General features: G+C 59.6%; 22 protein-coding genes and 1 pseudogene. 15 read left to right on the top strand and 8 right to left on the bottom strand.

All coding sequences use genetic code 11. From position 1 onward, the window contains the following. Positions 1-13: 13 nt before the first annotated feature. From ACIQWP_RS07200 to ade, 5 genes and pseudogenes are all read left to right on the top strand, one after another. Positions 14-499, top strand: a pseudogene (locus ACIQWP_RS07200) (HugZ family protein); the annotation flags it as partial. Between the two features lie 374 nt (positions 500-873). Then, entirely contained in the window at positions 874-1191 is a 318-nt protein-coding gene (locus ACIQWP_RS07195) for a helix-turn-helix transcriptional regulator (protein ID WP_004116664.1), read from the top strand. A 354-nt stretch (positions 1192-1545) separates the two neighbouring features. Continuing rightward, a complete protein-coding gene (locus ACIQWP_RS07190; RefSeq protein ID WP_402784062.1) occupies positions 1546-2874 on the top strand; it encodes an aspartate aminotransferase family protein in 1329 nt (442 codons plus the stop codon). Between the two features lie 121 nt (positions 2875-2995). Then, on the top strand, positions 2996-3400 hold the full coding sequence (locus ACIQWP_RS07185; protein WP_402784060.1) for an endonuclease domain-containing protein: 405 nt from the start codon (positions 2996-2998) through the stop codon (positions 3398-3400). A 173-nt stretch (positions 3401-3573) separates the two neighbouring features. Further along, a complete protein-coding gene (ade, locus tag ACIQWP_RS07180; RefSeq protein ID WP_402784058.1) occupies positions 3574-5271 on the top strand; it encodes an adenine deaminase in 1698 nt (565 codons plus the stop codon). Here ade and ACIQWP_RS07175 read toward each other — a convergent pair whose 3' ends face one another. Then, positions 5272-6918: an alpha-glucosidase family protein gene (locus tag ACIQWP_RS07175; RefSeq protein ID WP_402784056.1), complete on the bottom strand. Its 1647-nt coding sequence runs from the start codon at positions 6916-6918 to the stop codon at positions 5272-5274. A 315-nt stretch (positions 6919-7233) separates the two neighbouring features. Here ACIQWP_RS07175 and ACIQWP_RS07170 point away from each other — a divergent pair, with 315 nt between their 5' ends. The 7 genes from ACIQWP_RS07170 to ACIQWP_RS07140 all read left to right on the top strand — a co-directional run bounded on the left by ACIQWP_RS07170 (position 7234) and on the right by ACIQWP_RS07140 (position 14921). Beyond that, positions 7234-8814, top strand: a complete 1581-nt coding sequence (locus ACIQWP_RS07170; protein ID WP_402784054.1) for a peptide ABC transporter substrate-binding protein — start codon at positions 7234-7236, stop codon at positions 8812-8814. A 51-nt stretch (positions 8815-8865) separates the two neighbouring features. Next, positions 8866-9789 (top strand): ABC transporter permease subunit, encoded by a 924-nt coding sequence (locus ACIQWP_RS07165; protein WP_402784052.1) that lies wholly within the window; start codon positions 8866-8868, stop codon positions 9787-9789. Next, entirely contained in the window at positions 9786-10703 is a 918-nt protein-coding gene (locus ACIQWP_RS07160) for an ABC transporter permease subunit (RefSeq protein ID WP_402784050.1), read from the top strand. The genes ACIQWP_RS07165 and ACIQWP_RS07160 overlap by 4 nt, the downstream gene beginning before the upstream one ends. Position 10704: 1 nt before the next feature. Next, the gene (locus ACIQWP_RS07155) at positions 10705-11700 is read left to right on the top strand and encodes an ABC transporter ATP-binding protein (RefSeq protein ID WP_402784048.1); all 996 of its coding nucleotides are present in this window, start codon (positions 10705-10707) and stop codon (positions 11698-11700) included. Then, positions 11693-12679, top strand: a complete 987-nt coding sequence (locus ACIQWP_RS07150; protein WP_402784046.1) for an ABC transporter ATP-binding protein — start codon at positions 11693-11695, stop codon at positions 12677-12679. Before ACIQWP_RS07155 ends, ACIQWP_RS07150 begins: the two co-directional genes overlap by 8 nt. A 94-nt stretch (positions 12680-12773) precedes the next feature. After that, complete coding sequence (locus ACIQWP_RS07145) at positions 12774-13691, top strand: sugar kinase (RefSeq protein WP_402784044.1); 918 nt, start codon at positions 12774-12776, stop codon at positions 13689-13691. 123 nt (positions 13692-13814) lie between these two features. Further along, complete coding sequence (locus tag ACIQWP_RS07140; RefSeq protein ID WP_402784042.1) at positions 13815-14921, top strand: glycosyltransferase family 4 protein; 1107 nt, start codon at positions 13815-13817, stop codon at positions 14919-14921. 66 nt (positions 14922-14987) lie between these two features. Here the strand turns inward: ACIQWP_RS07140 and ACIQWP_RS07135 are convergent, their stop codons facing one another. Continuing rightward, the gene (locus ACIQWP_RS07135) at positions 14988-16184 is read right to left on the bottom strand and encodes an FkbM family methyltransferase (RefSeq protein WP_402784040.1); all 1197 of its coding nucleotides are present in this window, start codon (positions 16182-16184) and stop codon (positions 14988-14990) included. Between the two features lie 401 nt (positions 16185-16585). Between ACIQWP_RS07135 and ACIQWP_RS07130 the strand changes: the two genes are divergently transcribed. After that, the gene (locus ACIQWP_RS07130) at positions 16586-17026 is read left to right on the top strand and encodes a MarR family winged helix-turn-helix transcriptional regulator (RefSeq protein WP_402784038.1); all 441 of its coding nucleotides are present in this window, start codon (positions 16586-16588) and stop codon (positions 17024-17026) included. A gap of 452 nt (positions 17027-17478) precedes the next feature. On the opposite strand, the gene der is transcribed toward ACIQWP_RS07130, so the two are convergent. From der to ACIQWP_RS07115, 3 genes are all read right to left on the bottom strand, one after another. Beyond that, positions 17479-18933 (bottom strand): ribosome biogenesis GTPase Der, encoded by a 1455-nt coding sequence (gene der / locus ACIQWP_RS07125; RefSeq protein WP_402784036.1) that lies wholly within the window; start codon positions 18931-18933, stop codon positions 17479-17481. An 11-nt stretch (positions 18934-18944) separates the two neighbouring features. Next, on the bottom strand, positions 18945-19628 hold the full coding sequence (locus ACIQWP_RS07120) for a tetratricopeptide repeat protein (RefSeq protein ID WP_402784034.1): 684 nt from the start codon (positions 19626-19628) through the stop codon (positions 18945-18947). Positions 19629-19728: 100 nt separating this feature from the next. Continuing rightward, a complete protein-coding gene (locus tag ACIQWP_RS07115) occupies positions 19729-20310 on the bottom strand; it encodes an NnrU family protein (RefSeq protein WP_402784032.1) in 582 nt (193 codons plus the stop codon). 178 nt (positions 20311-20488) lie between these two features. On the opposite strand from ACIQWP_RS07115, the gene ACIQWP_RS07110 reads away from it, so the two are divergent. After that, positions 20489-21469, top strand: a complete 981-nt coding sequence (locus tag ACIQWP_RS07110) for a polysaccharide deacetylase (RefSeq protein ID WP_402784030.1) — start codon at positions 20489-20491, stop codon at positions 21467-21469. A gap of 173 nt (positions 21470-21642) precedes the next feature. On the opposite strand, the gene sbmA is transcribed toward ACIQWP_RS07110, so the two are convergent. Continuing rightward, positions 21643-22908 (bottom strand): peptide antibiotic transporter SbmA, encoded by a 1266-nt coding sequence (gene sbmA / locus ACIQWP_RS07105; RefSeq protein ID WP_402784374.1) that lies wholly within the window; start codon positions 22906-22908, stop codon positions 21643-21645. 426 nt (positions 22909-23334) lie between these two features. On the opposite strand from sbmA, the gene ACIQWP_RS07100 reads away from it, so the two are divergent. Further along, a complete protein-coding gene (locus ACIQWP_RS07100) occupies positions 23335-23919 on the top strand; it encodes a PadR family transcriptional regulator (RefSeq protein ID WP_402784028.1) in 585 nt (194 codons plus the stop codon). 30 nt (positions 23920-23949) lie between these two features. On the opposite strand, the gene map is transcribed toward ACIQWP_RS07100, so the two are convergent. Both map and ACIQWP_RS07090 read right to left on the bottom strand, forming a co-directional pair. After that, on the bottom strand, positions 23950-24702 hold the full coding sequence (map, locus tag ACIQWP_RS07095) for a type I methionyl aminopeptidase (RefSeq protein ID WP_402784026.1): 753 nt from the start codon (positions 24700-24702) through the stop codon (positions 23950-23952). Between the two features lie 138 nt (positions 24703-24840). Beyond that, entirely contained in the window at positions 24841-25353 is a 513-nt protein-coding gene (locus tag ACIQWP_RS07090) for a GNAT family N-acetyltransferase (RefSeq protein ID WP_402784024.1), read from the bottom strand. Positions 25354-25374: the final 21 nt, after the last annotated feature.

The raw sequence follows: 25374 nt of genomic DNA, 5'->3' as shown, positions 1-25374 counted from the left end.
CATGGAGCAGTTAATGAACGATAAGCCATCGGTCATCCGGGAAACGGACGAGGACGCGCGCATTCAGGCGCGCGACCTCATGCACGCGGCCGCCCATGCGGCCTTGGCCGTCATCGACCCTGAAACCGGCTTTCCCTCCGTCAGTCGCGTTCTGATCGCCATGGATGCTGACGGCGCTCCCGTCATCCTTGTTTCCGGCCTTTCCGCCCATACCAGAGCGCTGCTGAAGGATACCCGCGCTTCGGCGCTCTTTGGCGAACCCGGCAAGGGCGATCCTCTTGCCCACCCCCGCTTGACCTTGCGATGCAGCGCCGAGCGCATCGATCGGCAAAGCCAGGCGCATGCGCGAATTCGCGCGCTTTTCCTCGATCGTCACCCGAAATCCAAGCTCTATATCGACTTTCCGGATTTCTGCTTCTTCCGCCTCGTTCCGCTCGATGCCAGCCTTAATGGCGGCTTTGGCAGGGCCTATATTTTGGCCTCTGAGGACCTGATGATGCTTTAAGCCGAAAACAAAATTCGGCAATTGTTAAGAACATGCAACAGTGCGAGAATTAGTAGCCGCACAGCCTGACGTGGCAATGACCATTATTGGTAAGTTGTAAGCGCATTGTGACCAAAATTGGCATGTTTGCGACTCCGAAACGATAAGAATCGACCTATTTTGGTCTAATCGAGTCCTCGGATGGTACGTTTGGCACCCTGGCGTTATTGCGCGAGCATCATACGTACATACCTAAAACAGCATACTCGATACCTTAAATTTAGGTATATACAATCTTCGACCCCTCTTGGTATTGTTAGATATCGGTTAGGGCCGGGTTGGAAATAGCACAGTTTCTGATGTACGCTCCGCATTGGGAAGATTAACAGATGAAGACAAGAAATTTGGCCGAACACTCGAATGTTGCGGCAGCATTACTATCAGCAATGGCGAACCCAAAGCGCCTTTTGATCCTTTGCAGTCTGGTTAAAGGCGAAGTTCCTGTTGGCGTTCTTGCCAATCAGGTCGGATTGAGCCAGTCAGCACTTTCTCAGCACCTTTCGAAGCTTCGCGCTCAGAAGCTGGTGAAGACGCGCCGTGATGCTCAAACGATTTACTACTCCAGCACTTCGGAATCCGTGATCCGTGTTCTTGAAACGCTGGAAGACATTTATTGCGAGCCGGAAAAAAGTAGATCGGCAGCTTAAGAGCTTTTAATAGCTCCTGTCTGTCGGCGGCCGATCCGTGGGGGACACTTTAGACCCTGAAAGATCGACTTGCTTTCATTACCAGGTGTTTAACTGCTTTGACTGGCAAATCCTCGGATTTGCCAGTTTTTTCATGTCTGGGCGCCCCCGCGACACTTCGTCGGACAGCCCCTCGCCCGGCTTGTCGGCGCGCATCGATGCGACCTCTGTCCTGTGCCCAACCTCCCTGCGCCGCCGCCATCTTTGCCTTGACGCAAAGAGGCCGGCTGATAATTTGACCAAGCAGTAAATATAATCGCGCGGCGCGACGCCGCGGTCGGGAAATGGACCCCCGAATGGCCATTGGAGAACAGCATGTCGGACCGTTTGAACGCCACACCCAACGATCTCAGCGCCTTCTGGATGCCGTTTACGGCCAACCGTCAGTTCAAGAAGGAGCCTCGGCTCTTCGTCAGCGCCAAGGATATGTACTACACCACCCATGACGGTCGGCAGGTACTGGACGGAACGGCGGGACTGTGGTGCGTGAACGCGGGACATTGCCGGCCGAAGATCACCGAAGCCATTGCTCAGCAGGCCGGCGAACTCGACTATGCTCCCGCCTTCCAGCTCGGCCATCCGAAGGCGTTCGAACTGGCGAACCGCCTGGTGGACCTCGCGCCCGAGGGACTAGACCATGTCCTCTACACGAACTCCGGTTCGGAGTCCGTCGAGACGGCCCTGAAGATCGCGCTCGCCTATCACCGCGTGAAGGGCAATGGTTCGCGCTTCCGCCTTATCGGCCGCGAGCGCGGTTATCATGGCGTCAATTTCGGCGGCATTTCCGTCGGCGGCATCGTCACCAACCGCAAGATGTTCGGCACGCTGCTGACCGGTGTCGACCACATGCCGCACACTCATGTCCCCGGCAAGAACAGCTTCACGCGCGGCGAGCCCGAGCACGGCGGCGATATCGCCAGCGAGTTGGAGCGTATCGTCACACTGCATGATGCCTCGACCATTGCGGCTGTCATCGTTGAGCCGGTTGCCGGCTCCACCGGCGTGCTGATCCCGCCGAAGGGCTACCTGCAGAAGCTGCGCGAAATCTGCACCAAGCATGGCATCCTGCTGATCTTCGATGAAGTCATCACCGGCTTCGGTCGCCTGGGCGCTCCCTTCGCCGCCCAATATTACGATGTGAAGCCGGACATGATCACCACGGCCAAGGGCCTGACCAACGGCGTCATCCCGATGGGTGCGGTCTTCGTCACCTCGGAGATCCATGACGCCTTCATGCAGGGACCCGAACACATGATCGAGTTCTTCCACGGCTACACCTATTCCGGCAACCCGATCGCGTCGGCCGCCGCCCTTGCCACGCTCGACACCTACAAGGAAGAGGGGCTGCTGACCCGCGCGGCCGAGCTTTCCGACTATTGGGCCGATGCCCTGCATTCCCTCAAGGACTGCCCCAACGTCATCGACATCAGAAACACCGGCCTGATCGGCGCCATCGAGCTCGATCCCATCGCCGGCGAACCGACCAAGCGCGCCTTCACCGCCTTCCTGAAGGCCTACGAAAAGGGCCTGCTGATCCGCACCACCGGCGACATCATCGCGTTGTCGCCGCCGCTGATCATCGAAAAACACCACATCGACGAATTGTTCGGCAAGCTTCGCGAGATCCTGCAGAATAATATCTGAAACGAATGTCCCATCGACTCTTGTCAATGAGGCATAATGATATCGGCACATTCGAGGGTATCCCCTCTCCCCGCCTGCGGGGAGAGGGTTAGGGTGAGGGGCCGTTCACGAGGAAGATGAGATGCGCGGTCCGGAACCCAAAACGACACAGCGCGCAAGAATGCTCCGGCAATCCGACAACGATGCCGAGGCAAAACTTTGGTCGGAGCCTCGCAACCGGCGATTGAATAACTTCAAATTCGTTCGCCAGTTTCCAATCGGTCGTTATTTCGCTGATTTTGCCTGCAGGGAGAGATCTCTGGTTATCGAGATTGATGGCAGCCAGCACGCAGAGAGCAGACGCGACACCATTCGCGATGAGTTTATGACAGCTGAAGGCTGGTCTATCGCACGCTTCTGGAACATTGACGTCCTCACAGACATGCCAGCAGTTCTCGAAACCATCGTTGCGATCTGCGAAGGCAGGTTGACCGAAGCTATTATAGCGCGCGACTTCAAGTTTCTTCCTGCGGCGTGTTTGGAATAGCCCCTCACCCCAGCCCTCTCCCCGCACGCGGGGAGAGGGAGACCGCCACCTCTCCCTAGCCAGCAAGAAACACCGCCCTATCAACACATTCGGACAGATCCCCTCTCCCCGTAAAACGGGGAGAGGGCTAGGGTGAGGGCAATACGGAATCACAGCGAATGCAGGAAAATATCATGACCACCAAACTCGAACGCTATATCGACCAGGGCGTCGGCCGGGAGCCTGCCGATATCGTGCTGAAGAACGGCCGGTTCTTCGATCTGGTGACGGGCGAGTTGGTGGCCTCGGATATCGCCATCTGCGGCGACCGCATCGTCGGCACCTGTGGCGACTATAGGGGTCGCGAAGAGATCGATATTACCGGCCGCATCGTCGTGCCTGGTTTCATCGATACGCATCTTCATATCGAATCCTCGCTGGTGACGCCGCATGAATTCGATCGTTGCGTCCTGCCCTACGGCGTCACCACTGTCATCTGCGACCCGCACGAGATCGCCAATGTGCTCGGCACCGAAGGCATCCAGTATTTCCTCGACTGTTCGCTGGAAACCATCATGGATATCCGCGTCCAGCTATCCTCCTGCGTGCCAGCAACGCATCTGGAAACCTCCGGCGCCGACCTGCCGATCGAGAAGCTCCTGCCCTTCCGCAACCATCCGAAGGTTATCGGCCTTGCCGAATTCATGAATTTCCCCGGCGTGATCCACAAGGACCCCGTCTGCATGGCGAAGCTCGAAGCCTTCCAGAGTGGCCATATCGACGGCCATGCGCCCCTGTTGCGCGGCAACGATCTCAATGGCTATCTCTCGGCTGGCATCCGCACCGAGCATGAATCGACGACCGCCGAGGAGGCGCTGGAGAAGATCCGCAAGGGCATGCATGTGCTGGTGCGCGAGGGTTCCGTCTCCAAGGATCTGCATGCGCTGATGCCGATCATCACCGAGCGCCTGTCGCCGCATCTGGCACTTTGCACCGATGACCGCAACCCGCTGGATATCGCCGAACAGGGCCATCTCGATTACATGATTCGCACCGCAATCGCGCATGGCGTCGAACCGCTGGCGATCTATCGCGCGGCCTCCATTTCGGCCGCACGCGCCTTCGGTCTGCGGGATCGCGGCCTGATCGCACCCGGCTGGCGCGCCGATCTCGTCATCGTCGACAGCCTCGAAAATTGCAAGGCCGAGACAGTCTTCTCAGCCGGCCGCCGCGTCACGACCGAACTCTTCGCCACCCGCAAGCCCATAGCCCCCGTCGGTCTCGACAGCGTCAAGGCTCGTCCGATCAACGCCGCCGACTTCGGTGTGCCGGTCAACGAAGGCGAAAGCTCCGTCATCGGCGTCACCCCCGGCAAGATCATCACGCAACATCGCCGCTATCGCCTGCCCGCCAAGGGCAACCAGACCGATATCGACCTCGGCAACGACGTCATCAAGGTCGCCGTCATCGAGCGCCACGGAAAGAATGGCAATCATGCCAACGGCTTCGTCCAGGGTTTTGGGCTGAAGAAGGGCGCGATCGCCTCCACCGTCGGTCACGACAGCCACAATATCTGCGTCGTCGGCGTCAACGAGGATGATATGGCGCTTGCGGCCAACCGCCTGAGCGACATCAACGGCGGCTTCGTCGTCGTTGAAGACGGCGTGGTCACCGGCGAGATCGCCCTGCCCATCGCCGGCCTCATGAGCCTCGAACCCTACGAGAGCGTGCGCGACACGCTGCACCACTTGCGCCAGGCAGCCTACGTCCTCGGCGCAACGCTGGAAGAACCCTTCCTGCAGCTCGCCTTCCTGCCCCTGCCCGTCATCCCGCATCTGAAGATATCGGACATGGGGTTAGTCGATGTCGACAAGTTCATGCTGATCGGGTGATCAGGAGAGCATGCCGCAATAGACGTCGAGCGCGGCGAGTGCCACCGTCGCACCGGCGTCGGCGCTTGCGAAACCCGGCAGGGCGATGGTTCTTGCCAGCTTGATGCCCTTCGGCAGAGCAACCTTCACCGGCTTGCGAGCGAGATTGAAGACGAACAGCAGCGTCTCGTCACCCTTCGATCGCGTGAAGGCGAGAACATCTTCCGCCGTATCGAGAAAGGTCATGTCGCCGTCGCGCAGGGCTGCATGCGCTGCGCGGAAGGCCAGCGTCTGCCGATAATGATGCAGCACTGAATCCTCGTCGGCCTCCTGCTTGTCGACCGCAAGCGACGCATGCTGGTAGGGAACCGGCAACCACGACTTGTCGGCGGTCGTAAAGCCCGCATGGGCGCGGCTCGCCTCCCAGGGCATCGGCGTGCGGCATCCGTCACGCCCCTTGAAGGCCGGCCAGAAGCGGATACCGTAGGGGTCGCGCAGATCCTCAAAGGCAAGCTCCGCCTCGGGCAGGCCGAGCTCTTCCCCCTGATACAGGCAGATCGAGCCGCGCAGTGTGGAAAGCAGCGAGATCGCCAGCTTGGCAACGCGCGGCTGCTCTTCCTCGCTCTCGGCAAAACGGCTGACATGGCGCTGGACGTCATGGTTGGAAAAGGCCCAGCAAACCCAGCCGTCGACGACATTATCCTGGAAATCGCTGACGCAACGGCGGAAGTGCGCCGGGGTGAAATCCGGTCCCAGCAGGTCGAATGTGTAGCACATATGCAGCTTGTCGCCGCCGCTGGTATAGGCCGCCACCGTTTGCAGGGAGCGCGCGCCATCGCCCACCTCGCCGACCGTCGCGCGATCCTCATACTGGTCGAGCAATGCCCGGAACCGCTTCAGGAAGCCGATATTCTCCGGCTGGGTCTTGTCATAGAGATGGTTCTGCATGCCATAGGGATTGCTTTCAGGTGCATCGAGCCCAGCCGTTGCGACGAGCGCAGCCGGATTGTCGCGCAGCTTCTTATCGCAGAAATAGTAATTGACCGTATCGAGCCGGAAACCGTCCACGCCACGATCTAGCCAGAATTTCACGGCGGCCAGCACCGCATCCTGAACCGCGGGATTATGAAAGTTCAGGTCTGGCTGCGAGGTCAGGAAGTTGTGCTGGTAATATTGCCGGCGCACGCCGTCCCATTCCCAGCCCGGACCGCCGAAGATCGACAGCCAGTTGTTCGGCGCCGTGCCATCCGGTTTCGGGTCGGCCCAGACGTACCAGTCCGCCTTGGGATTGTCGCGGCTTGCCCGGCTCTCCACGAACCATGGATGCCGGTCCGACGTATGCGAGATGACCTGGTCGATGATGACCTTGAGGCCGAGCCCGTGCGCTGCCGCCATCATCTCGTCGAAATCGGCAAGCGTGCCGAAGATCGGATCGACGTCGCAATAATCGGCGACATCGTAGCCCATATCGGCCATCGGCGAGGTGAAGAAGGGCGCCAGCCAGATCGCATCGACCCCAAGTGCGGCAATGTGAGGCAGGCGTCGGGTAATCCCCTTGATGTCGCCAAGGCCGTTGGCGTCCGTGTCCTGAAACGACCGCGGATAGACCTGATAGATCACTGCCCCGCGCCACCAGTCGGCTCCCGCCGCTATATTCGTCGAATTCATCAACACGCCTCGATATCGCACAAGGTCTTGCAGTTTGCACACTCGGGCGCAGGCGGCAAGCTGCAATCGGTCAAGGCGACACACCGCAATCGACCAGGTGGTAGATTCAACCATCAGGTGGATAAATTCGCAGTATCAATTTTAGCGAATTATCAATATGAAAGTTCACACGCTAAGCATGCCCGACTTTTTTTAACTTGAAAGCGACGTTGCTTTCGATAGTTTCCCGCATTGACCTGCACGTACAGGTCACCTGCGGGATCAAAAACACCCTTGTAAAACAAGGACAATAACTCCAGAAAGGTGGGAAAACATATGACTCATATCACCAGGAAATTTATCGCTGCGGCTTTCGTCAGCACGATATTGAGCGTTTCCGCGCATGCCGCGACCCTCAATATCCACAACGGCGGCGACCCGACTTCGCTCGATCCGCAAAAAATTTCCGGCGACTGGGAAAACCGTATCGACGGCGATATTTTCGAAGGTCTGGTGACCGAGGACCCCAAGGACAACCCCATTCCCGGCCAGGCCGCAAGCTGGACCATTTCCCCCGACCAGAAGGTCTATACCTTCAAGCTGCGCGACGGCATCAAATGGTCCGACGGCCAGCCGGTGACGGCTCAGGACTTCGTCTTTGCTTTCCAGCGCCTGATGGACCCGAAGACCGCCGCCCAATATGCCTATCTGCAATACACGATCCTGAACGCGGAAAAGATCAACAAGGGTGAAATCAAGGACCCGACCCAGCTCGGTGTCAAGGCGATCGACGACAAGACGCTCGAAATCACGCTTGAGAACCCCACCCCCTACTTCCTCAATGCCTTGATGCACTACACGGCCTATCCGCTGCCGAAGCACGTCGTCGAAGCCAAGGGCGACCAATGGGTCAAGATCGGTAACATCGTCACCAACGGCCCGTACAAACCCACCGAATGGGTGCCTGGCTCGCATGTCAGCATGGTCAAGAGTGACCAGTATTACGACGCCAAGGATGTGAAGATCGACAACGTAAACTATTACACGCTGGAAGATCAGTCTGCTGCCCTCAAGCGCTACCGCGCCGGCGAATTCGACATTCTCACCTCGTTCCCCGCCGATCAGTATGAGTGGATTCAGAAGAACCTTCCCGGCCAGGCACATGTGGTTCCGTTCCTTGGCACCTACTACTACGTCATGAACGCCACCAAGCCGCCCTTCAACGACAAGCGCGTCCGCCAGGCTCTCTCCATGGCCGTCAACCGCGAGGTCATCGGCCCGAAGATCCTCGGCACCGGTGAACTGCCGATGTATTCCTGGGTGCCGCCGGGCACCGCCAATTACGGCGAGCCGGCCTATGTCAGCTGGAAGGACGAGCCCTACAAGCAGAAGGTCGAAGAGGCCAAGAAACTCCTGAAGGAAGCGGGCTTCGGTCCTGACCATCCGCTGAAGGCGCAGCTGCGCTACAACACCAACGACAATCACAAGCGCATCGCCGTTGCGATCGCCGCCATGTGGAAGCCGCTCGGCGTCGATATCGAGCTCTACAACACCGAAACCAAGGTGCATTACGATGAAATGCAACGCGGTGAGGTGCAGATCGGCCGTGCCGGCTGGCTCGCCGACTACAACGACCCGATCAACTTCCTGAACCTGCTGTCCACCGGCGTCGAGATGAACTACGGCCGCTGGAGCAACAAGGATTACGACGCACTCATCAAGCAGGGCAATGCAGAGATTGACCTGAAGAAGCGCGCCGAAATCTACAAGAAGGCCGAGCAGCTGGCTCTCGACGACAGCGCGGCGATCCCGATCTACTACTACGTTTCCCAGAACATCGTTGCCCCGAAGGTCCAGGGCTTCGTCGACAACATCCAAGACATCCACCGCACTCGCTGGCTGTCGATCAAAGAATAATTGGGAACAGGCTCCCTCTCGGACACAACCGGGAGGGAGCCGTCTAAGATCATGTTTGGCTACGCTCTCCGTCGTCTGCTGTCGACAATCCCCGTTTTATGGATTGCCGTGACAGTGTGCTTTTTCATTCTGCGCCTCGCTCCCGGCGGCCCCTTCGATGGCGAAAGGCCATTGCCGCCGGAAGTCAAAGCCAACCTTGCGGCTCATTACAACCTCGACAAGCCTCTGGTTGAGCAATACCTGATCTATGTCGGCGACGTCATGAAGGGCGACCTTGGCCCCTCTTTCGCCAATCAGGACTTCACCGTCACCCAGCAGATCATGTCCGGCTTTCCCTATACGCTGACCATCGGTGGCTCCGCCTTCGTGCTCGCGACCGTTGTCGGCGTTTTCATAGGCTGTCTTGGGGCTCTCTATCAGAACCGCGCGGCCGATTACTGGCTGGGTGGCGGCCTCCTCATCGGCCTGGTCATGCCGAGCTTCCTGATCGCGCCTATCCTTCAGCTCGTCTTCGGCAATACGCTCGGCTGGCTGCCGGTCGGCGGCTGGGGTGACGGGTCGATCCGGTTCCTGGTCCTGCCCATCATCGTCCTGACGCTGCCGCATGCGGCACGCATCTCACGCCTGATGCGCGGCTCGATGATCGAAGTTTTGGGTCAGAACTTCATCCGCACCGCCAAGGCCAAGGGCATCGGCCCGCGACTGACAATTATGCGCCACGCATTGAAGCCGGCGATGATGCCCGTCGTGTCCTATCTCGGACCGGCGGCAAGCTACCTGCTCACCGGTTCGCTGGTCGTCGAAACCATCTTCGGCCTTCCCGGCGTCGGTCGCTACTTCGTCGGCGCGGCGCTGAACCGAGACTACGGCATGGTGCTCGGCACGGTCATTTTCTACATGGTCCTGATCGTGGTCCTCAACCTCCTGGTCGACATCGCCTATGCCTGGCTCGATCCGAAAGTGAGAATGCGATGATCCTCAATTCCGCCAAGAGAGAATTGCTGGAAGCAGAACTGCTTTCGGCAGAGGGACTTGCACCCAAGGGCCGCTCGCTGACCGGCGACGCAATGCGTCGTCTGCTCCGCAACAAGGCGGCAGCCCTGTCGCTGGTCGTACTGGCAGTCCTGGTTCTGGCCGCCATTTTCGGCCCGTATTTCCTGCCCTTCAACTATGAAGACCCGGACTGGAACTCCTTCCGGGGCGCTCCGGACTTCGCCGCCGGCCACTATTTCGGCACCGATGGCAACGGCCGCGACCTGCTGGCCCGCACGCTCTACGGCACGCGGGTGTCGCTGACCGTCGCCCTGGTGGCGACCCTCGTCTCCGTTGTCATCGGCGTACTCTACGGCGCTGTCGCCGGCTATTTCGGCGGTCGCGTCGATGCGATCATGATGCGCTTCGTCGATATCATGTACGCCCTGCCTTACGTCCTCTTCGTCATCCTGCTGATGGTGATCTTCGGCCGTAACGTCTACCTGCTGTTCGCGGCGATCGGCGCGCTGGAATGGTTGACCATGGCCCGCATCGTCCGCGGCCAGACGCTATCCATCAAGCAGCGGGAGTTCATCGAGGCCGCCCGCGCTTCCGGGCAGCGGTCGTTCAAGATCATCCTCAAGCACATCGTGCCGAACCTCGTCGGCCCGGTCGTCATCTATGCGACGCTCACCATCCCGGAAATCATCGCAACCGAAAGCTTCCTCTCCTATCTCGGCTTCGGCGTTCAGGAGCCGTTGACATCGCTCGGCACGCTGATTGCGGAAGGCTCGGCCGGCATGGAAACAACGCCCTGGCTGTTGTTCTTTCCCGCCGGTTTCCTGATCGCGCTGCTGATGAGCCTGCTCTTCATCGGCGACGGTTTGCGCGACGCTTTCGATCCGAAGGATCGCTGACATGACAGATACGCTACTCGAACTCAAAGACTACTCCATCAACTTTCGCACGCCGGAAGGCGAAGTCGCCGCCGTCTCGAAGATGAATCTGAAAGTCGGTCGCGGCGAGCGCATCGCGATCGTCGGCGAATCCGGTTCCGGCAAGAGCCAGACCTTTCTCGGCCTGATGGGCCTGCTCGCCAAGAACGGCCGCACCAGCGGCCAGGCGCTGCTCGACGGCAAGGACCTGCTGACGCTGAAACCGCGTGAGCTCGACCATGTCCGCGGCAAGGACATGGCCATGGTCTTCCAGGACCCGATGACGGCGCTCAACCCGTCGCTGCGTATCTCGCGACAGTTGACCGAGCAGCTTGAGGTTCACGGTGGCCTGACGGCGCGCGCCGCTTCGGCGGCGGCTCTCGACATGCTGAAGCGGGTCGGCATTCCCGACCCGACACGCCGCTTCAACCTCTACCCGCACGAGCTCTCGGGCGGCATGCGCCAGCGCATCGTCATCGCCATGGCGTTGCTCACCAAGCCGAAGCTCCTGATCGCCGACGAGCCGACGACGGCGCTCGACGTGACGATCCAGGCGCAGATCCTCGATCTCTTCAACGAGTTGACGGCGGAAATGCACACGGCGCTGATCATGATTACCCATGATCTCGGCGTCGTTGCCGGCCTCGCCGACCGTGTGGCCGTCATGTATGCCGGCCGCATCGTGGAGGAGGCGCCAGTCGAAGAGCTATACGAAAGCCCCGCCCACCCCTATACGGCAGCACTCCATTCGGCGATCCCGCGGCCCGACCAGGATGTCGATGATCTCACCGTCATCCCCGGCAGGCCGCCGAACCTGATGCACCTGCCGCGCGGCTGTGCCTTCTCGCCGCGTTGCGCCCATGTGCAGGACGACTGTCTGGATGCGGCGCCGCCTCTCGCCCAGCTCGCGTCACGTCGCTGCGCTGCCTGCTTCCACCCCCTCTCGGCTGATCAGGAACGGAGCCTCGTCCATGGCTGAACAAACGCTTCTGAAGGTCGAACATCTGACGACCGAATTCGAACTGCCGTCGAAATCCTTCTTCAAGCCGCCAATGGTGCTGACGGCGGTCAATGACGTCAGTTTCGAGCTGAAGACCGGCCGCACGCTTGGCATCGTCGGCGAGTCCGGCTGCGGCAAGTCGACGCTCGGCCGCTCTATCCTGCGGCTGATCAAGGCGCAGAAGGGCCGCATCCTCTGGCAAGGTGGCAACCTGCTCGATCTCACCGAAGAGGAGATGCGTGCTGCACGCCGTGACATGCAGATCATCTTCCAGGACCCGATCGCCTCGCTCGATCCACGCATGACCGTCGGCGATATCATTGCCGAGCCGCTGACCGTCTTCGAACCGAAACTGAGCCGCGCGCAGCGGCAGGATCGCGTTCGCGAGATCATGGCGGCAGTCGGCCTCGTTCCAGAGATGATCAACCGCTATCCGCACGAATTCTCGGGCGGCCAGGCGCAGCGCATCGGCATTGCGCGGGCGGTCATCACCCGGCCGAAACTGATCATTTGCGACGAGCCGGTTTCGGCCCTCGACGTTTCGATCCAGGGACAGGTGATCACGCTCCTGCGCCGCCTGCGCAAGGAGTTTGGCCTCACCTTGATCTTCATCAGCCACGACCTCTCGGTCGTGCGCCTGATTTCGGACGACGTGCTGGTGCTCTACCTCGGCAAGGTGGTGGAAGCGGGCGAGGCCGCGACGGTCTTCGACCATCCGGCCCACCCCTATACGCAGGCATTGTTCTCCGCCGCCCCCATCCCGGACCCGAAGCTGGCGCGCGGCCGCGAGCGCATCCGCCTGCAGGGCGATCCGCCCTCGCCGCTCAATCCGCCACCAGGTTGCGTCTTCTCGCCCCGCTGCTGGAAGGCGACGGATGTCTGCCGCACGAAGATGCCGCCGACCGAGCACGTGCGTCCCGGCCAGACTGCCGCCTGCTATCACATGGACCGGCCATAGCACTTCAAAAGTGGGCGGCAGCCACTGCCGCCCACCTTGCCCCCGCCGCCGCTTGCGCGTATTCAGCAGCCAGACCAAATGCAGGAGGCAAGTCTTGGGCGGGCGTTTTCTATCGATCGGCGAATGCATGGTGGAACTGTCGCAGGCCGATGACGGGCACCTGCGCAAGGGCTTTGCCGGCGATACATTCAACACCGCCTGGTATGCCCGCGCCTGCCTGCCCGCGGACTGGTCGATCGACTATTTCACCGCGCTCGGTGATGACGCCATGTCGGACGAAATGATCGCCTTCATGAGCGGCGCCAGCATCGGCACGGAGAGCATCCGCCGCCTTCGCGGCAAGACGCCGGGCCTCTACATGATCAATCTGAAGGACGGCGAGCGCTCCTTCAGCTATTGGCGCGACAGCGCCGCCGCCCGCCAGCTCGCCGCAGATGGCGACGCCTTGCGTGCAGCAGTAGAAGCATCAGACGTACTCTATTTCTCGGGCATTACGCTGGCGATCCTGCCGCGCGAGGATGCCTATACGCTACTTGCCGAGCTTCGCCGCGCCAAAGCCGTCGGCAAGATCGTTGCCTTCGACCCCAATCTACGGCCGCGCCTCTGGTCCAGCCTTGACGCCATGCACACCATGATCGCGGATGGCGCCCGCGCTTCAACTCTGGTCATGCCGAGCTTCGACGACGAGGCCGCTCATTTCGGTGACGACTCGATCTCGAGCACCATCCGCCGCTACCGCCAGTACGGAGCCGATATGGTCGTCGTCAAGAACGGCCCCGAAGGCGCCACCATCGGCGACGGCACGGGGGAAGCCCTTGTTTCAGCGGTTAAGGTCGCCAAGGTCGTCGATACCACCAGCGCCGGCGACAGCTTCAACGGCGCATTTCTGGCGCATTACCTGCAGCATCGGGATGCGATCGCTGCCGCCGGCTTCGCCGCAAGGATCGCGGCAAAAGTCATTCAGGAATATGGTGCGCTCGTCTCGCCCGAGAAGCTGAAACCAGTCAAATAAGCGCTGTAATATTTCCATCATGGACACCCCCCACAATAGAGTGGGCGCGGGAATCATGTTTGAAACACCGCAATCGCTGGCACCGTCATCATGAGGATGCGGTGCAGATGGGCTGTTTTGGGCATGTTGCTACGCTTGTCAGACATAGATCAAACCACCTGGGCACAGGCGGCGACACCAGTCGCGGTACCCGAACGGCTGCTCATCGTCAGCGATGCTTGGCACCCGCAGGTCAACGGCGTCGTCCGGTCGATCGAGAACACCAATCGGGAACTGACGCGCATGGGCATCGAAGTCTCGATGATCACGCCGGACGGTTTTCGCAACATCCCCTGCCCGACCTATCCGGAAATCCGGCTTTCGATCGCCAGCTATGGCAAGGTCGCAGCGAGAATAGAGGCGATCCGGCCGACCTATGTGCATATCGCCACGGAAGGTCCCCTTGGGCTTACAGCAAGGCGCTGGTGCCTGAGAAACGACATGCCCTTTTCAACGAGCTATCACACCCGCTTTCCCGAATATGTCGCCGCGCGCCTGCCGATTCCCGAAAGCTGGCTCTATGCCTTCGTCAAATGGTTTCACAATGCCGGCTATGGCTGCATGGTGGCGACACCCAGCCTTGCGAGCGAACTCAAACTGCGCGGCATCCATAATCTGCTGCCCTGGAGCCGCGGTATCGATTCCAACCTCTTCCGACCGCATCCGCAGGAAGACAATCCCTTTGGTCTGCCTCGTCCGATCTTCATGACCGTCGGCCGCGTCGCGCTCGAAAAAAACCTGCCCGCCTTCCTTGATCTTGACCTTCCTGGATCGAAAGTGGTGGTCGGCGATGGCCCCGCGCGAGCGGAACTGCAGAAGCTCTATCCGGATGCTCATTTCCTGGGATCGAAGTTCGGCGAGGAACTGGCGCACGCCTATTCGCAGGCCGACGTCTTCGTCTTCCCGTCCAAAACCGACACCTTCGGCAATGCCATTCTGGAAGCGCTGGCAAGCGGCGTCCCGGTCGCCGCCTATCCCGTCACAGGCCCTGCGGACATTCTGGGGGGAGACAGGACAGCCGGCGTCGTGGATGCCGATCTCGCGACGGCTTGCCTCTCCGCGCTCTCCTGCTCACGCGAGGCAGCGCGCGCGCTGGCACTCAACTATTCCTGGGAGGCCGCCACAGCCCAGTTCATCGGCAATGTCCGCATCGCCAACCACCGGGGTCGGTTACAGGTCCACAGGCATTGAATTCCTGACGGATGGGCGTCGCTGGTGAAATTGGCTTTCAGGCTTCGCGCTCATAGCTTCCACGGATCACCGTGCCGCCCTGACGGCGTAGCATAACCCGGCATGCGGATTGGATAGCTGCGTCTTGTCCAGCACGATGAAGCCGGCGTCGAGCAAGGGAGAGATGAGCGTCATCTGGTTCTTGTCCTTGGACCACCATTTATGCCATTCGATAACCATGGCATTGATCGACCCGAAAAGGCCGTGCCTCGCCAGGGTTTCGAAAATTCCAAACTCCGATCCTTCGCAATCCATCTTGATGACGAGGTCCATGCCGGCATTCCGGGCATGCTCGGCCAGCGGGCCGATGACACCGGCAGCTTCCTTGATACGGATCGTCTCCGGCTTGCCCGTATCCGCTCCCCTTACAGAAATGCCGATCGTCGCATCGGAACGAACCATCACCTGCATCTGATCGTCTTTTTCGCCAAGTCCGAATTGGTTCGGCCTGATCTTGCTAGCCGTCTTCGGGTTCAATGCAAAATTCTTCAATGCTCTGGAATGAGGCAGGGAAAAGGGCTCGAATGCATGTATTTCCCGCACCGAAGGGTCCCTTGCCAGGAAAAGTGAGGCCAGACCGGCATTCATGCCGATATCGATGACGACCTTGTCGCGCCCGGTGATGAAATTATACTCGTTGTGAATGAAAATCTCGCTCAGGACCTGAAAGTCTTCGGGATTGTTGATATGGAATCTCGTGCCAGAAAATTCAGCGATGATTTCCTGCGCCGTGACCTCAAAGTTGAAGCCGTTCTTCTCGAAGAATCTGAACTTGGCGAGGTGGGCGTGAAAGAACGGATTGGCCATCTCCGGCAGGATGACGTCCAGCATCTGACCGCTTTGGCGATCGATTCGTTTGAGGGGACGGTGGGCTCGGGCGGCAAGTGCTCCGATCCCGGTCGAGGCAATCCGGAATTCGAACACGTCTTCCGCATCCACATCGAACTGCAGGGCAACGCGCTTGTCCGAGCGCCGCAAATCGGCTTCCGTCAGTTGCTCTTGCGCCAACAGCCGAGCGCCGAAACCGGCAACGACGTCGACGTTGCAACAAACAGCCTCTGTTGGTGCGGACGGGTCACCCTCGATATGAAACTCGACGACGTAGCGCCCGGGAGAAAGGATGGCATAGGGACCGTAGAGCACCCAACCCACCTCCCCCTTCTTGACGGACACCCGTTCATCCCCTTGGACCTTCTCAAGCTGCCCGATTTCAGAATAGAACAAAGTCAGTTTCCTCCTCGATGACGGAGACAGAAGTGGGCCTCTCATCAATGAACAAGACCCGCCAGTCTTAGATGTGGCGCGAGAGTGACCACTAAGCCTATGTTTGACAAGAACAACTTTCGATTGATCGCAACATCGGCGCGTTCAGTCTGAACGAGACACAATCTGTCTTTAATCGTTGCCTGATCTGTTCAGCGACGGCCGAAATAGCCAAATTCGAGAAGGCGGCGAGCATGTCGCCTGTATGGCTGTTGAAAGTCATTTTCCGAGACGAAATGTCGACAAATCTCTTCTTCGAACAGCCTCCCAAGAAAAGGAAGAAAACCATAGCCGAGGCATAAATTTGGGTGTACAATTATTTATCGCACGACTTACATAAGACCTCTCAGGGAGTACTTGAGATGACCGACGACCCGTTGAAGCTGGATACCTTCATCTGCTTCGCCCTCTATTCCGCAAACCACGCGATGAACCGGCTATACAAACCCATGCTGGACGCGCTCAATCTCACCTATCCGCAATACCTCGTCATGGTGACGCTATGGGAAGAAGATGGCCAGACCGTCGGTGGTATCGGCGAAAAGCTGTTTCTGGAATCAAGCACGCTGACGCCGCTGTTGAAGCGCCTGGAAGCGGCCGGCTTCATCAAGCGCACGCGCAGCAAGCAAGACGAGCGCCAGGTGCTGATTGAGCTGACCAATGAAGGCAAGGCGCTGAAGAAGAAGGCGGCAACCGTGCCCCCTTGTATTTTGGATGCTACCGAGCAAACCGCCGAGGAACTGACACGACTAAAGGCGGAGATCATCACGTTGCGTGAGGCGCTGAACAAGAATGCAGCCTGACTAGGTGTTTAGTTCCTTCATTTGCGCATAGGCTTCTTGGGGCGCTCTTTTTCCGCGCCCCAGAATGTGAGCCGCGCGTCTGGCGCTTCCTTTAGAATAGCAATTTGCATATGAGCCCGAAGCTCCCTGCGGAAACGTGAGGCGTTACGTGCGCCCCATACGCCGACAAAACATTCCCCAGACGCATCGTTCTTGAAAACAGCCGCTCCACCAAAGGCGGAAGACAGGCCGCCTTCGCTACCGTAAACCGTGACAACGCAGTCCAGCGGCGCAACGCAGACCACAGTGTCGCCAGATGAGACGAACCCTCCGCGTCTGAAAAAGTAGACGGGACAATGAGAAGTCATCATTCCTTGAGGATACCTCGGTCACCGGGGCGGCAAGCTCTTGATGCAATCTTGTCAATACGACCCCAATGTGCCCTCGCCAATCATGCGGCAAGGCAAGGCGTGTCAGGACCGCTTCCTCTTGCTTTCGTATGGATTACTCTTCTTGTTTTCGAAAGGATTTTCCGACGTACGAAAATGGATGCGGATCGGCACGCCGGGCATGGCAAAATCCGCGCGCAATCCGTTGATCAGGTAGCGCACATAGGATTCCGGCAGCGCGTCGGAGCGCGTGCAGGAAATCATGAAGGCCGGCGGACGTGCCTTTACCTGCGTCATGTACTTCAGCTTGATGCGCCGTCCGGAAACGGCCGGTGGCGGATGCTGAACCTGCTGCGTCTCAAGCCAGCGATTGAGCTTGGCGGTGGCTATGCGCTTGTTCCAGACCTTGTCGGTGTCGACGATCGCCTGCATCAGGCGGTCCAGCCCCTCGCCGGTCTGACCGGCAATCGGTATGGCGCGAATGCCGCGCGCCTGCGGCAGCAGCCGGTCGGTCTTTTCGCGCAGATCCGCAAGCACGGCCTGGCGATCCTCGATCATGTCCCACTTGTTGAAGGCAAGCACGGCAGCGCGACCTTCGCGGATCACGAGATCGACGATCTGCAGATCCTGTTTCTCGAAGGGAATGGTCGCGTCGAAGACAATCACAACGGTTTCGGCAAAGCGAATGGCGCGCAGCGCGTCGGCGACCGAGAGCTTCTCCAGCTTTTCGGTAACCTTCGCCTTGCGGCGCATACCGGCGGTGTCGAACATTTTCACCGTACGCCCGCGCCAGCTCCAGTCGACGGAGATGGAATCGCGGGTGATGCCGGCTTCCGGGCCAGTCAGCAGCCTGTCTTCGCCGAGGAAGCGATTGATGAGCGTCGATTTGCCGGCATTCGGGCGGCCGACGATTGCAACGCGCAGCGGCCGCGTCTCGTCATAGGCGGGCTCTTCATCGATCTCCTCGCCATCCTCGCCGCCAGCCGAGCGGGGAATGTTGACATTCGTCTCCGCTTCATCGTCGTCTTCCGGGAAGGCGCGTTCGGGACCGAGGGCCTCGACGATCGCATCACGCAGATCCATCATGCCCTGGCCATGTTCGGCCGAGATCGGGCAAGGCTCGCCAAGCCCAAGCGTATAGGCATCATAAAAGCCGCTATCGGAGCCGCGGGCCTCGGACTTGTTGGCGACGAGCACGACCGGCCGGCCGCGCTTGCGCAGCATTTCGGCCAAGGTCTTGTCGACATGCGTCAGGCCCATCTTGGCATCGACGACGAATAGCGTCAGATCGGCTTCGTCGATCGCCGCCTCCGTCTGGGCACGCATGCGGCCCTCCAGCGTCTCCTCACCAGCCTCTTCGAGGCCGGCAGTATCGACGATGCGGAAACGCAGATCGATCAGCTTGGCATCGCCGGGGCGGCGATCACGCGTGACGCCCGGCGTATCGTCGACGAGCGCCAGCTTCTTGCCAACCAAGCGGTTGAACAGCGTGGACTTGCCGACATTCGGGCGACCGACGATCGCGACCGTAAAACTCATTGAGCGATCCTTCAGCCTTTTGCGACCGGAGCCTTGCCGGATGCAGTGATGAGGTCGAGCAGCATCTGGGCACGGTTGGCAACGTTACGCGGGCTCTGCGGATCATCGACGATCGCCTGGAACCACTGCCGGGCCTTGGCGAAATCGCCGGCCTTGTAGGCGGCAAGACCAAGAACGTCGCGCGCCGAATGGCGGAAGGCGTCGGCCGGTACGGCGAGCTCCTGCACTTCGGCGGCGACCTGATCGTAAGTGCCGGTATCGACGAGCAGATAGGCAGCCCGCAGGCGCGCCGCATCCCGGATAACGACGGGAAGGTCCGTCTGCTTGCCGATCGCCGAGAAGGCGGCAATGGCACCTGCCTTGTCACCCTTCTGCGCCTGCAGCGTCGCGGCGCGCAAGCGTGCCAGCACCGGATAGGAGCCAGGGCCATTCTTTTCGATGGCCGCGAATGCGGCAAGCGCCTCATCCGTCTTGTTCTGATCGGCAAGCGTCAGCGCTGCAATGAACTGATCGCCGCCGCTGCCTGCCTGATTGCTAGCCCAGTAGCGGTAGCCGCTATAGGCGGCGGTGGCGAGAACGACGAGCACGGCCGCGCCGATGATGAGCTTGCCAAAACGGCGCCATACGAACCGCAACCGGTCCGAACGCAGTTCCTCGTTCACCTCGCGGATGAAGCTGTCGTCATTAAATGCCATTCTCGTCTCCGGCCCAGGCCAAATAATTCCAAAAAAGCTTAGGGGTTGGGGGCCTTCTACTCCATTTTACGGCTGATGTAAGGGGGAACGGCAGAAATCGTCACATAACGAGCGGCGAAACCCCGATAATCCACGCATGAAGCTTCCAAATGATCAGCGCCCAGACGACGATACCGATGATGATCGCATAGAGATCGTATTTCCCCGAGACGAACGGACGCAGCGTGATTTCGCCGGCACGTTCCCGCCGCTTCAACGAAATGCGCAGGATCACGCCCCAGGCAAGGAAGGCGGCAAACAGCAGCATCGCCGCACCGTCGCCGTTGGACAGCAGGTGCGCCAGCGCCCAGATCTTCACCGACAGCACCATAGGATGCTTCGTCCTGACCGCGATGTGCCCCGCCGGCAGCAGCGAGGCGGTGAGACAGATCATCGCAAACAGCATCAAAAGGATGGTGATGTGGCTCATCCAGAACGGTGGCGACCAGATCGGCGTCATGTCCCGCGCCTGGCCGAAGCCGTAAATCAGGACGATCAGCGCGACGATGCTCGCGATCGAATAGGCGATCTTCCAGCCGGAGTCACCGAGGCTTGCGATCAACGATGCTCGCAGGCCAGGTGCCACGACGCGGATCAGATGGAGGCCGAGAAAGAGAACAATGCCGAGAATGAGCAATGCCATGAATGGAATCCTCTATAGTCTTGTAGTCACATCCTTATCGGCTGCTGCAAAAAAACGCCAGCGTCACCGCAGCTTCGCCGCATTTGCGCGAAAGGAAGGTAGCGACCCGGAGCACGCATCCGATATCGCCAGACGATCCCTCGCAAGCCGTGCTCGATCCAATCAGTGTTCGGTGCCCATGTTTCGCTTAGTTTCCTGTCTCTCCCTCGCCGTTTCCTTAGGGCTGCCCGTAGCCGCCCAAGCCGACGGCAAGCCCAAGCAGCTCGTCATGATCTCCTTCGATGGCGCTCATGACAATGCGCTCTGGACCAAGAGCCGCGAGATCGCGTCGCGCAACGGCGCGCATTTTACCTATTTCCTCTCCTGCACATTCCTGATGAACAAGGCGCAGGCCAAGGCCTATCAGGGGCCGAAGCAGCGACCGGGCAAATCGAATGTCGGCTTCGCCAAGAGCGAGGACGATGTCCGCACCCGCGTCGCCAATATCTGGGGCGCGCATCTGGAAGGCCACGATATTTCCAGCCATGCCTGCGGCCATTTCGACGGCAAGGGCTGGAGTGCCGCCGACTGGAGCCAGGAATTCATGAATGCGCGCATCGCCCTTCGCGACGCCTGGAAGAATGTCGGCCTTGCCGACAAGGAGCCTCAAGGCTGGGAAGATTTCGCCACGCATGACGTCAGGGGATTCCGCGCGCCCTACCTCTCCACCAGCGACGGCCTTGTGCCGGCTGAGAAGCAAATGGGCTTCCAGTATGATGCAAGTCTCGTCACCAAGGGGCCCGCCCTGCCGCAGGTGGTCGACGGCATCTATCGCTTCGGGCTGCCCTTGATCCCCGAGGGACCGGAGCATCGCCTGGTCATCGGCATGGACTACAATCTCTATGTCCGCCACTCCAAGGGCGTCGAGGACAAGGCCAACGCCAGGACCTATGAAGACCGCACCTTCGAGGCCTTCGAGGCCGCTTTCAACAAGCAATATGACGGCGAACGCATTCCGCTGCAGCTCGGCTTCCATTTCGTCGAAATGAATGACGGCGCCTATTGGCGCGCGCTCGACCGCTTTGTCAGCGACGTCTGCCACAAACAGGATGTTGCCTGTGTCAGCTACTCCGAAGCCATTCCGCTGATCGCCTCCCGCGGCAAGCCGCAGCAGGGGTAGGAGCGGTCGGGCAGAGCAAGAACAATCGATCCGGTGGATCGACGGCAGCGACGAACGCCCTCAGCCAAAGCGAAGAGCCGGCGGCGCGGCAGAGGGAGGTCCCTCCGTTACCTCTAAAGCCTAACACTCCAGCTCCCCATTGAAAAAGGCCCCGTTTCCGGGGCCTTAATTCGTTAGCCATCCGCGTGAATGACGCCTGCTTCACGCTCCAAATAGCGCTGATCAATCGGTGGCAGCGGCTCGTCGTCGATGGCAGCCTCGAAAGCTTTCAGACGCTTGTGGATCGAGAGAAGCTCGATGATCGTCGTCCAGGAGCTGACGAGATACTGGAAGGAGTTGCTGACTTGGCCAAACGCCGTGGCAACCTGCTGCCAGATGCCGAGTGTAATCTTATGGGCAACGAAGGTTGGCACCAGCACGAAGTAGAGAAATATCGCGTCGAGCTGGCCATAGGAATAACGCGCCACGTTGAAATACGCATAGTGGAAGTACATGCGGAAGTAGTTGCGCCGAACGTTGGAGAAGAGTTCCATCACGGTAGGCGGCTGCGCGCGATCGTCGCGATCCTCTCCGTAGACGAGTTCCTTTCGGTAGGCGGCCTCGACACGCTGATTGCGGAAGTTCAACCCCGGCAGTTTTATCCCGAAGAGCGCAAGCAGGAACGTACCGAATACCGACCAAACCAGCGCCAGCCAAACGAGCGAATACGGAATTGCACCGATAATCGGCAGATCCGTCACATATTTCGACAGCTCCAGGAGGATGGGCAGGAAGACGATCAGGGTCATGACGGAACCGATCAGGCTGACGCCGAGCCCTTCGAGGTTCGTCGCAAAGCGCATGGTGTCTTCCTGAACACGCTGAGATGCGCCTTCGATGTGCCGAAGCTTTTCCCATTTTGACATGTAAAAATTGTTCATCGCCCAGCGCCAGCGGAAGAGGTAGTGGCTCAGGAAAAACGATGAAATGACGCTGACCGCTACGCCCACCATACCGAGCTGCGTGAACGCCCATAGCAATGTGTAGAAATCCCCATCCGTAACGCCAGGCTTTCCGCCGAGCGCATTTTGCAACAGGTCAAAAAACGGCCGGCGCCACACATTCACCGCCACATCGATCTGAACACCGAAGTAAGTGATGAATATGATGAATGCGGAACCCCACACCGACCAGACGGCCCAGGAATTGTTCCTTGAAATCGCGTGCCAAACGCCACAGAAAACCGCGGAGCAGAGAATAAAATATAAATAAAACAGGAAATTATTGGGAACAGCAAAAAACGCCGCCCCGACCGGCTGCTGCTCTTCCGGCAGCGGTGGATAGCCCATGGATGCCACGACATGCGCGCCGGCAAAGTACCACAGGAAGACGCAGACGAGCGCCCAGACGACCGCTGAGGAAAAAAACAATCTCGGATTCGGGAAGAATGAATGGAACACGACGGTTAGGCTTCCTATTGCTTCGAACGACCGCAAATGGCGTCAATTTGCGGCGAGCCTAAGACAGTTCGCCGGGAGCGGCAACCGGCAGAGGCCTATTCTTACGTAGATGTAATCGCTTATCCCATGATCGTGATGCAGTTGTTCAGCAGCGAAATTTCACCCAATGGATGAACTCCCTCTCCAAAAGAGCTGATCTCCCCACGACAGCCAACCATCCGAAAATCGTCCCCCTTGCAAGATGCTATCTTACGATATATATCTTACGACATGACTAACGATACAAACCTTCACACTTCAAGGAGAAACGATATGAGAGGTTTTAGAGATCGCCATATGTGCGGAGATGGCTTTGACATCGTCGAGGCATATATCCTACGACATGGTCGAGGCCGTGAATCGCACGGCGAGCATAGGAGAGACTTCATGAGAGGCTTCAAGGGCGGCATGTTCGGCGGCGGGTTTCGCACCGGCCGCAAGTTCGATGCTGCCGATCTGCAGCTCATCATCCTTGCTTTGCTCTCCGAGCAGCCACGTCACGGCTATGAACTGATCAAGACCTTCGAGGAGCGCTCCGGCGGCTTCTACGTGCCGAGCCCGGGCGTCATCTACCCCGCCCTCACCTACCTCGAGGAAACCGGCCAGGCCGAAGTCGAGGCAAGCGGCACGAAGAAGCTCTACCGCATCACCGAAAGCGGCCAGAAGCGCGTCGACGATAACAGCGAGCTGGTGGAAGTGACATTCGCCAAGCTCGCCGCAATCGGCGAGAAGATGGCCCGCGTCCGCGAGGTCTTCGACGGCGGTGACGAGGACGGCCGCGACAATCCGTTCGATCGCCATGGCGCCGGCGACGTGCATCGCGCCCGCCATCTGCTGCGCTCGGCCCTTCGCACGAAGTTCCCGTGGAGCAAGGCCGAAGGCGCGCGCATCGCTGATATCCTCGAGCGTGCCGCAGCCGATATCATCCGCGGCGAAACGCAAACTGAGAGCGACCCGAAGTCCGACGATTGAGCCGGGCTTTCACTTGTCCGGCCCGGTCTTTCACTTGTCCGGCAATGTGAGGATGACAGGTCCGTTGCGGGTGGCGATGATCGTATGTTCGTACTGGACGGTGGGTGCCTGCGGATCGGCATAGAGCGTCCACGCATCGTCGCCACCCTCTGCCCAGGTCGCACCGAGCGAGAGAAACGGCTCGACCGTGAAGACCAGGCCGTCTTCAATGATCCGGCTTTCGGAAGGGTCCGCCCAGGTGGAAACCTCGGCGGGCTCTTCGTGCAAGGAACGGCCGATGCCATGGCTAGCGAGGTTGGCGATCAAAGTATAACGGTTCTTCTGTGCGAAGGCGCCGACGGCCTGCCCGATCTTCGATAGCGGCGCGCCGCTGCGCACTTGGTTGAGTCCGACCCAGAGCGCCCTCTTGCCATCCCGGCACAAGCGCTCGATCTTCGGCTTGACCGGCGGCACGGTAAAGGATGCGCCGGTATCGGAAAAGAAGCCGTCCTTCTCCGCGGAAACGTCGAGATTGACGAGGTCCCCCGCCTTGATGACGCGCGGACCGGGAATGCCGTGGGCGACCTCCTCGTTGACGCTGATGCAGGTCGCTCCTGGAAACTTGTAGACCAGCTCCGGCGCCGATTGCGCGCCGGCATCCTCCAGCACCTTGCGGCCGATCGCATCCAGCTCCAGCGTGGTGATGCCCGGCTCGAGCGCGGCCGCCATGGCCTGCAACGCATTGGCGCAGATGCGGCCGATATCTTTCAGCTTGCTCAGTTCTTCTTCGGTCGAGACGATCATTTACGGCTTCCGGCACTCCCACTCTCTCGGCAACGGTCGGCGAGAGGCTCAAGGTCGCTTTCGCCCCTTCGCTCCCAGCAGTCAACGTCTTTCTTACGCTTTCTGGCAGATAGCGCGACTTTCGGATTCCAAAAGAGATCAGGATCGCGGATCGTCAGCGAGCAATGCCCAGCGCTCGTGATCGCACCACACGCCGCCAATCTTCAGATATTTGGGCGAAAATCCTTCCTTCCGGAATCCGAGCCGCTTGACCAGCGCGATCGAAGGCTGGTTGCCGGGCTGGATATTGGCTTCCAGCCGATGCAGGCCAACAGCATCGAAGGCGTGCGTCACCGCCAGGCGAACCGCTTCCGTCATGAAGCCCCGGCCGGCAAAACCCACCATGCCGTGATAGCCGAGAAAGGCGCTGCGGAAACCGCCCCAAACCATCTGGCTGATATTGACGACGCCGACGATAGCGCCAGAGCCGGGATCGCGCGCCACCAGGCCTATGTTCGGCCCAGTCACCGTCTGGCCGAACCAAGCATCGAAACCGTCGCGATCGAGGAAGGGATAGGCCCAGGGCACATGATGGGCGCGGCTGGCGATATTGGCGGCAATCAGCTCGTCCGCATCTGACTGTCTGACCGGCGCGATGATCACTTGCGGCATAGCTCGCTCCCTCTATTCGAG

The organism is Rhizobium sp. NPDC090279 (assembly GCF_044769665.1).
Classification (GTDB): domain Bacteria; phylum Pseudomonadota; class Alphaproteobacteria; order Rhizobiales; family Rhizobiaceae; genus Rhizobium.
The sequence above is the reverse complement of the archived record's forward strand: the minus strand, read 5'-3'. Positions and strand labels throughout refer to the sequence as shown.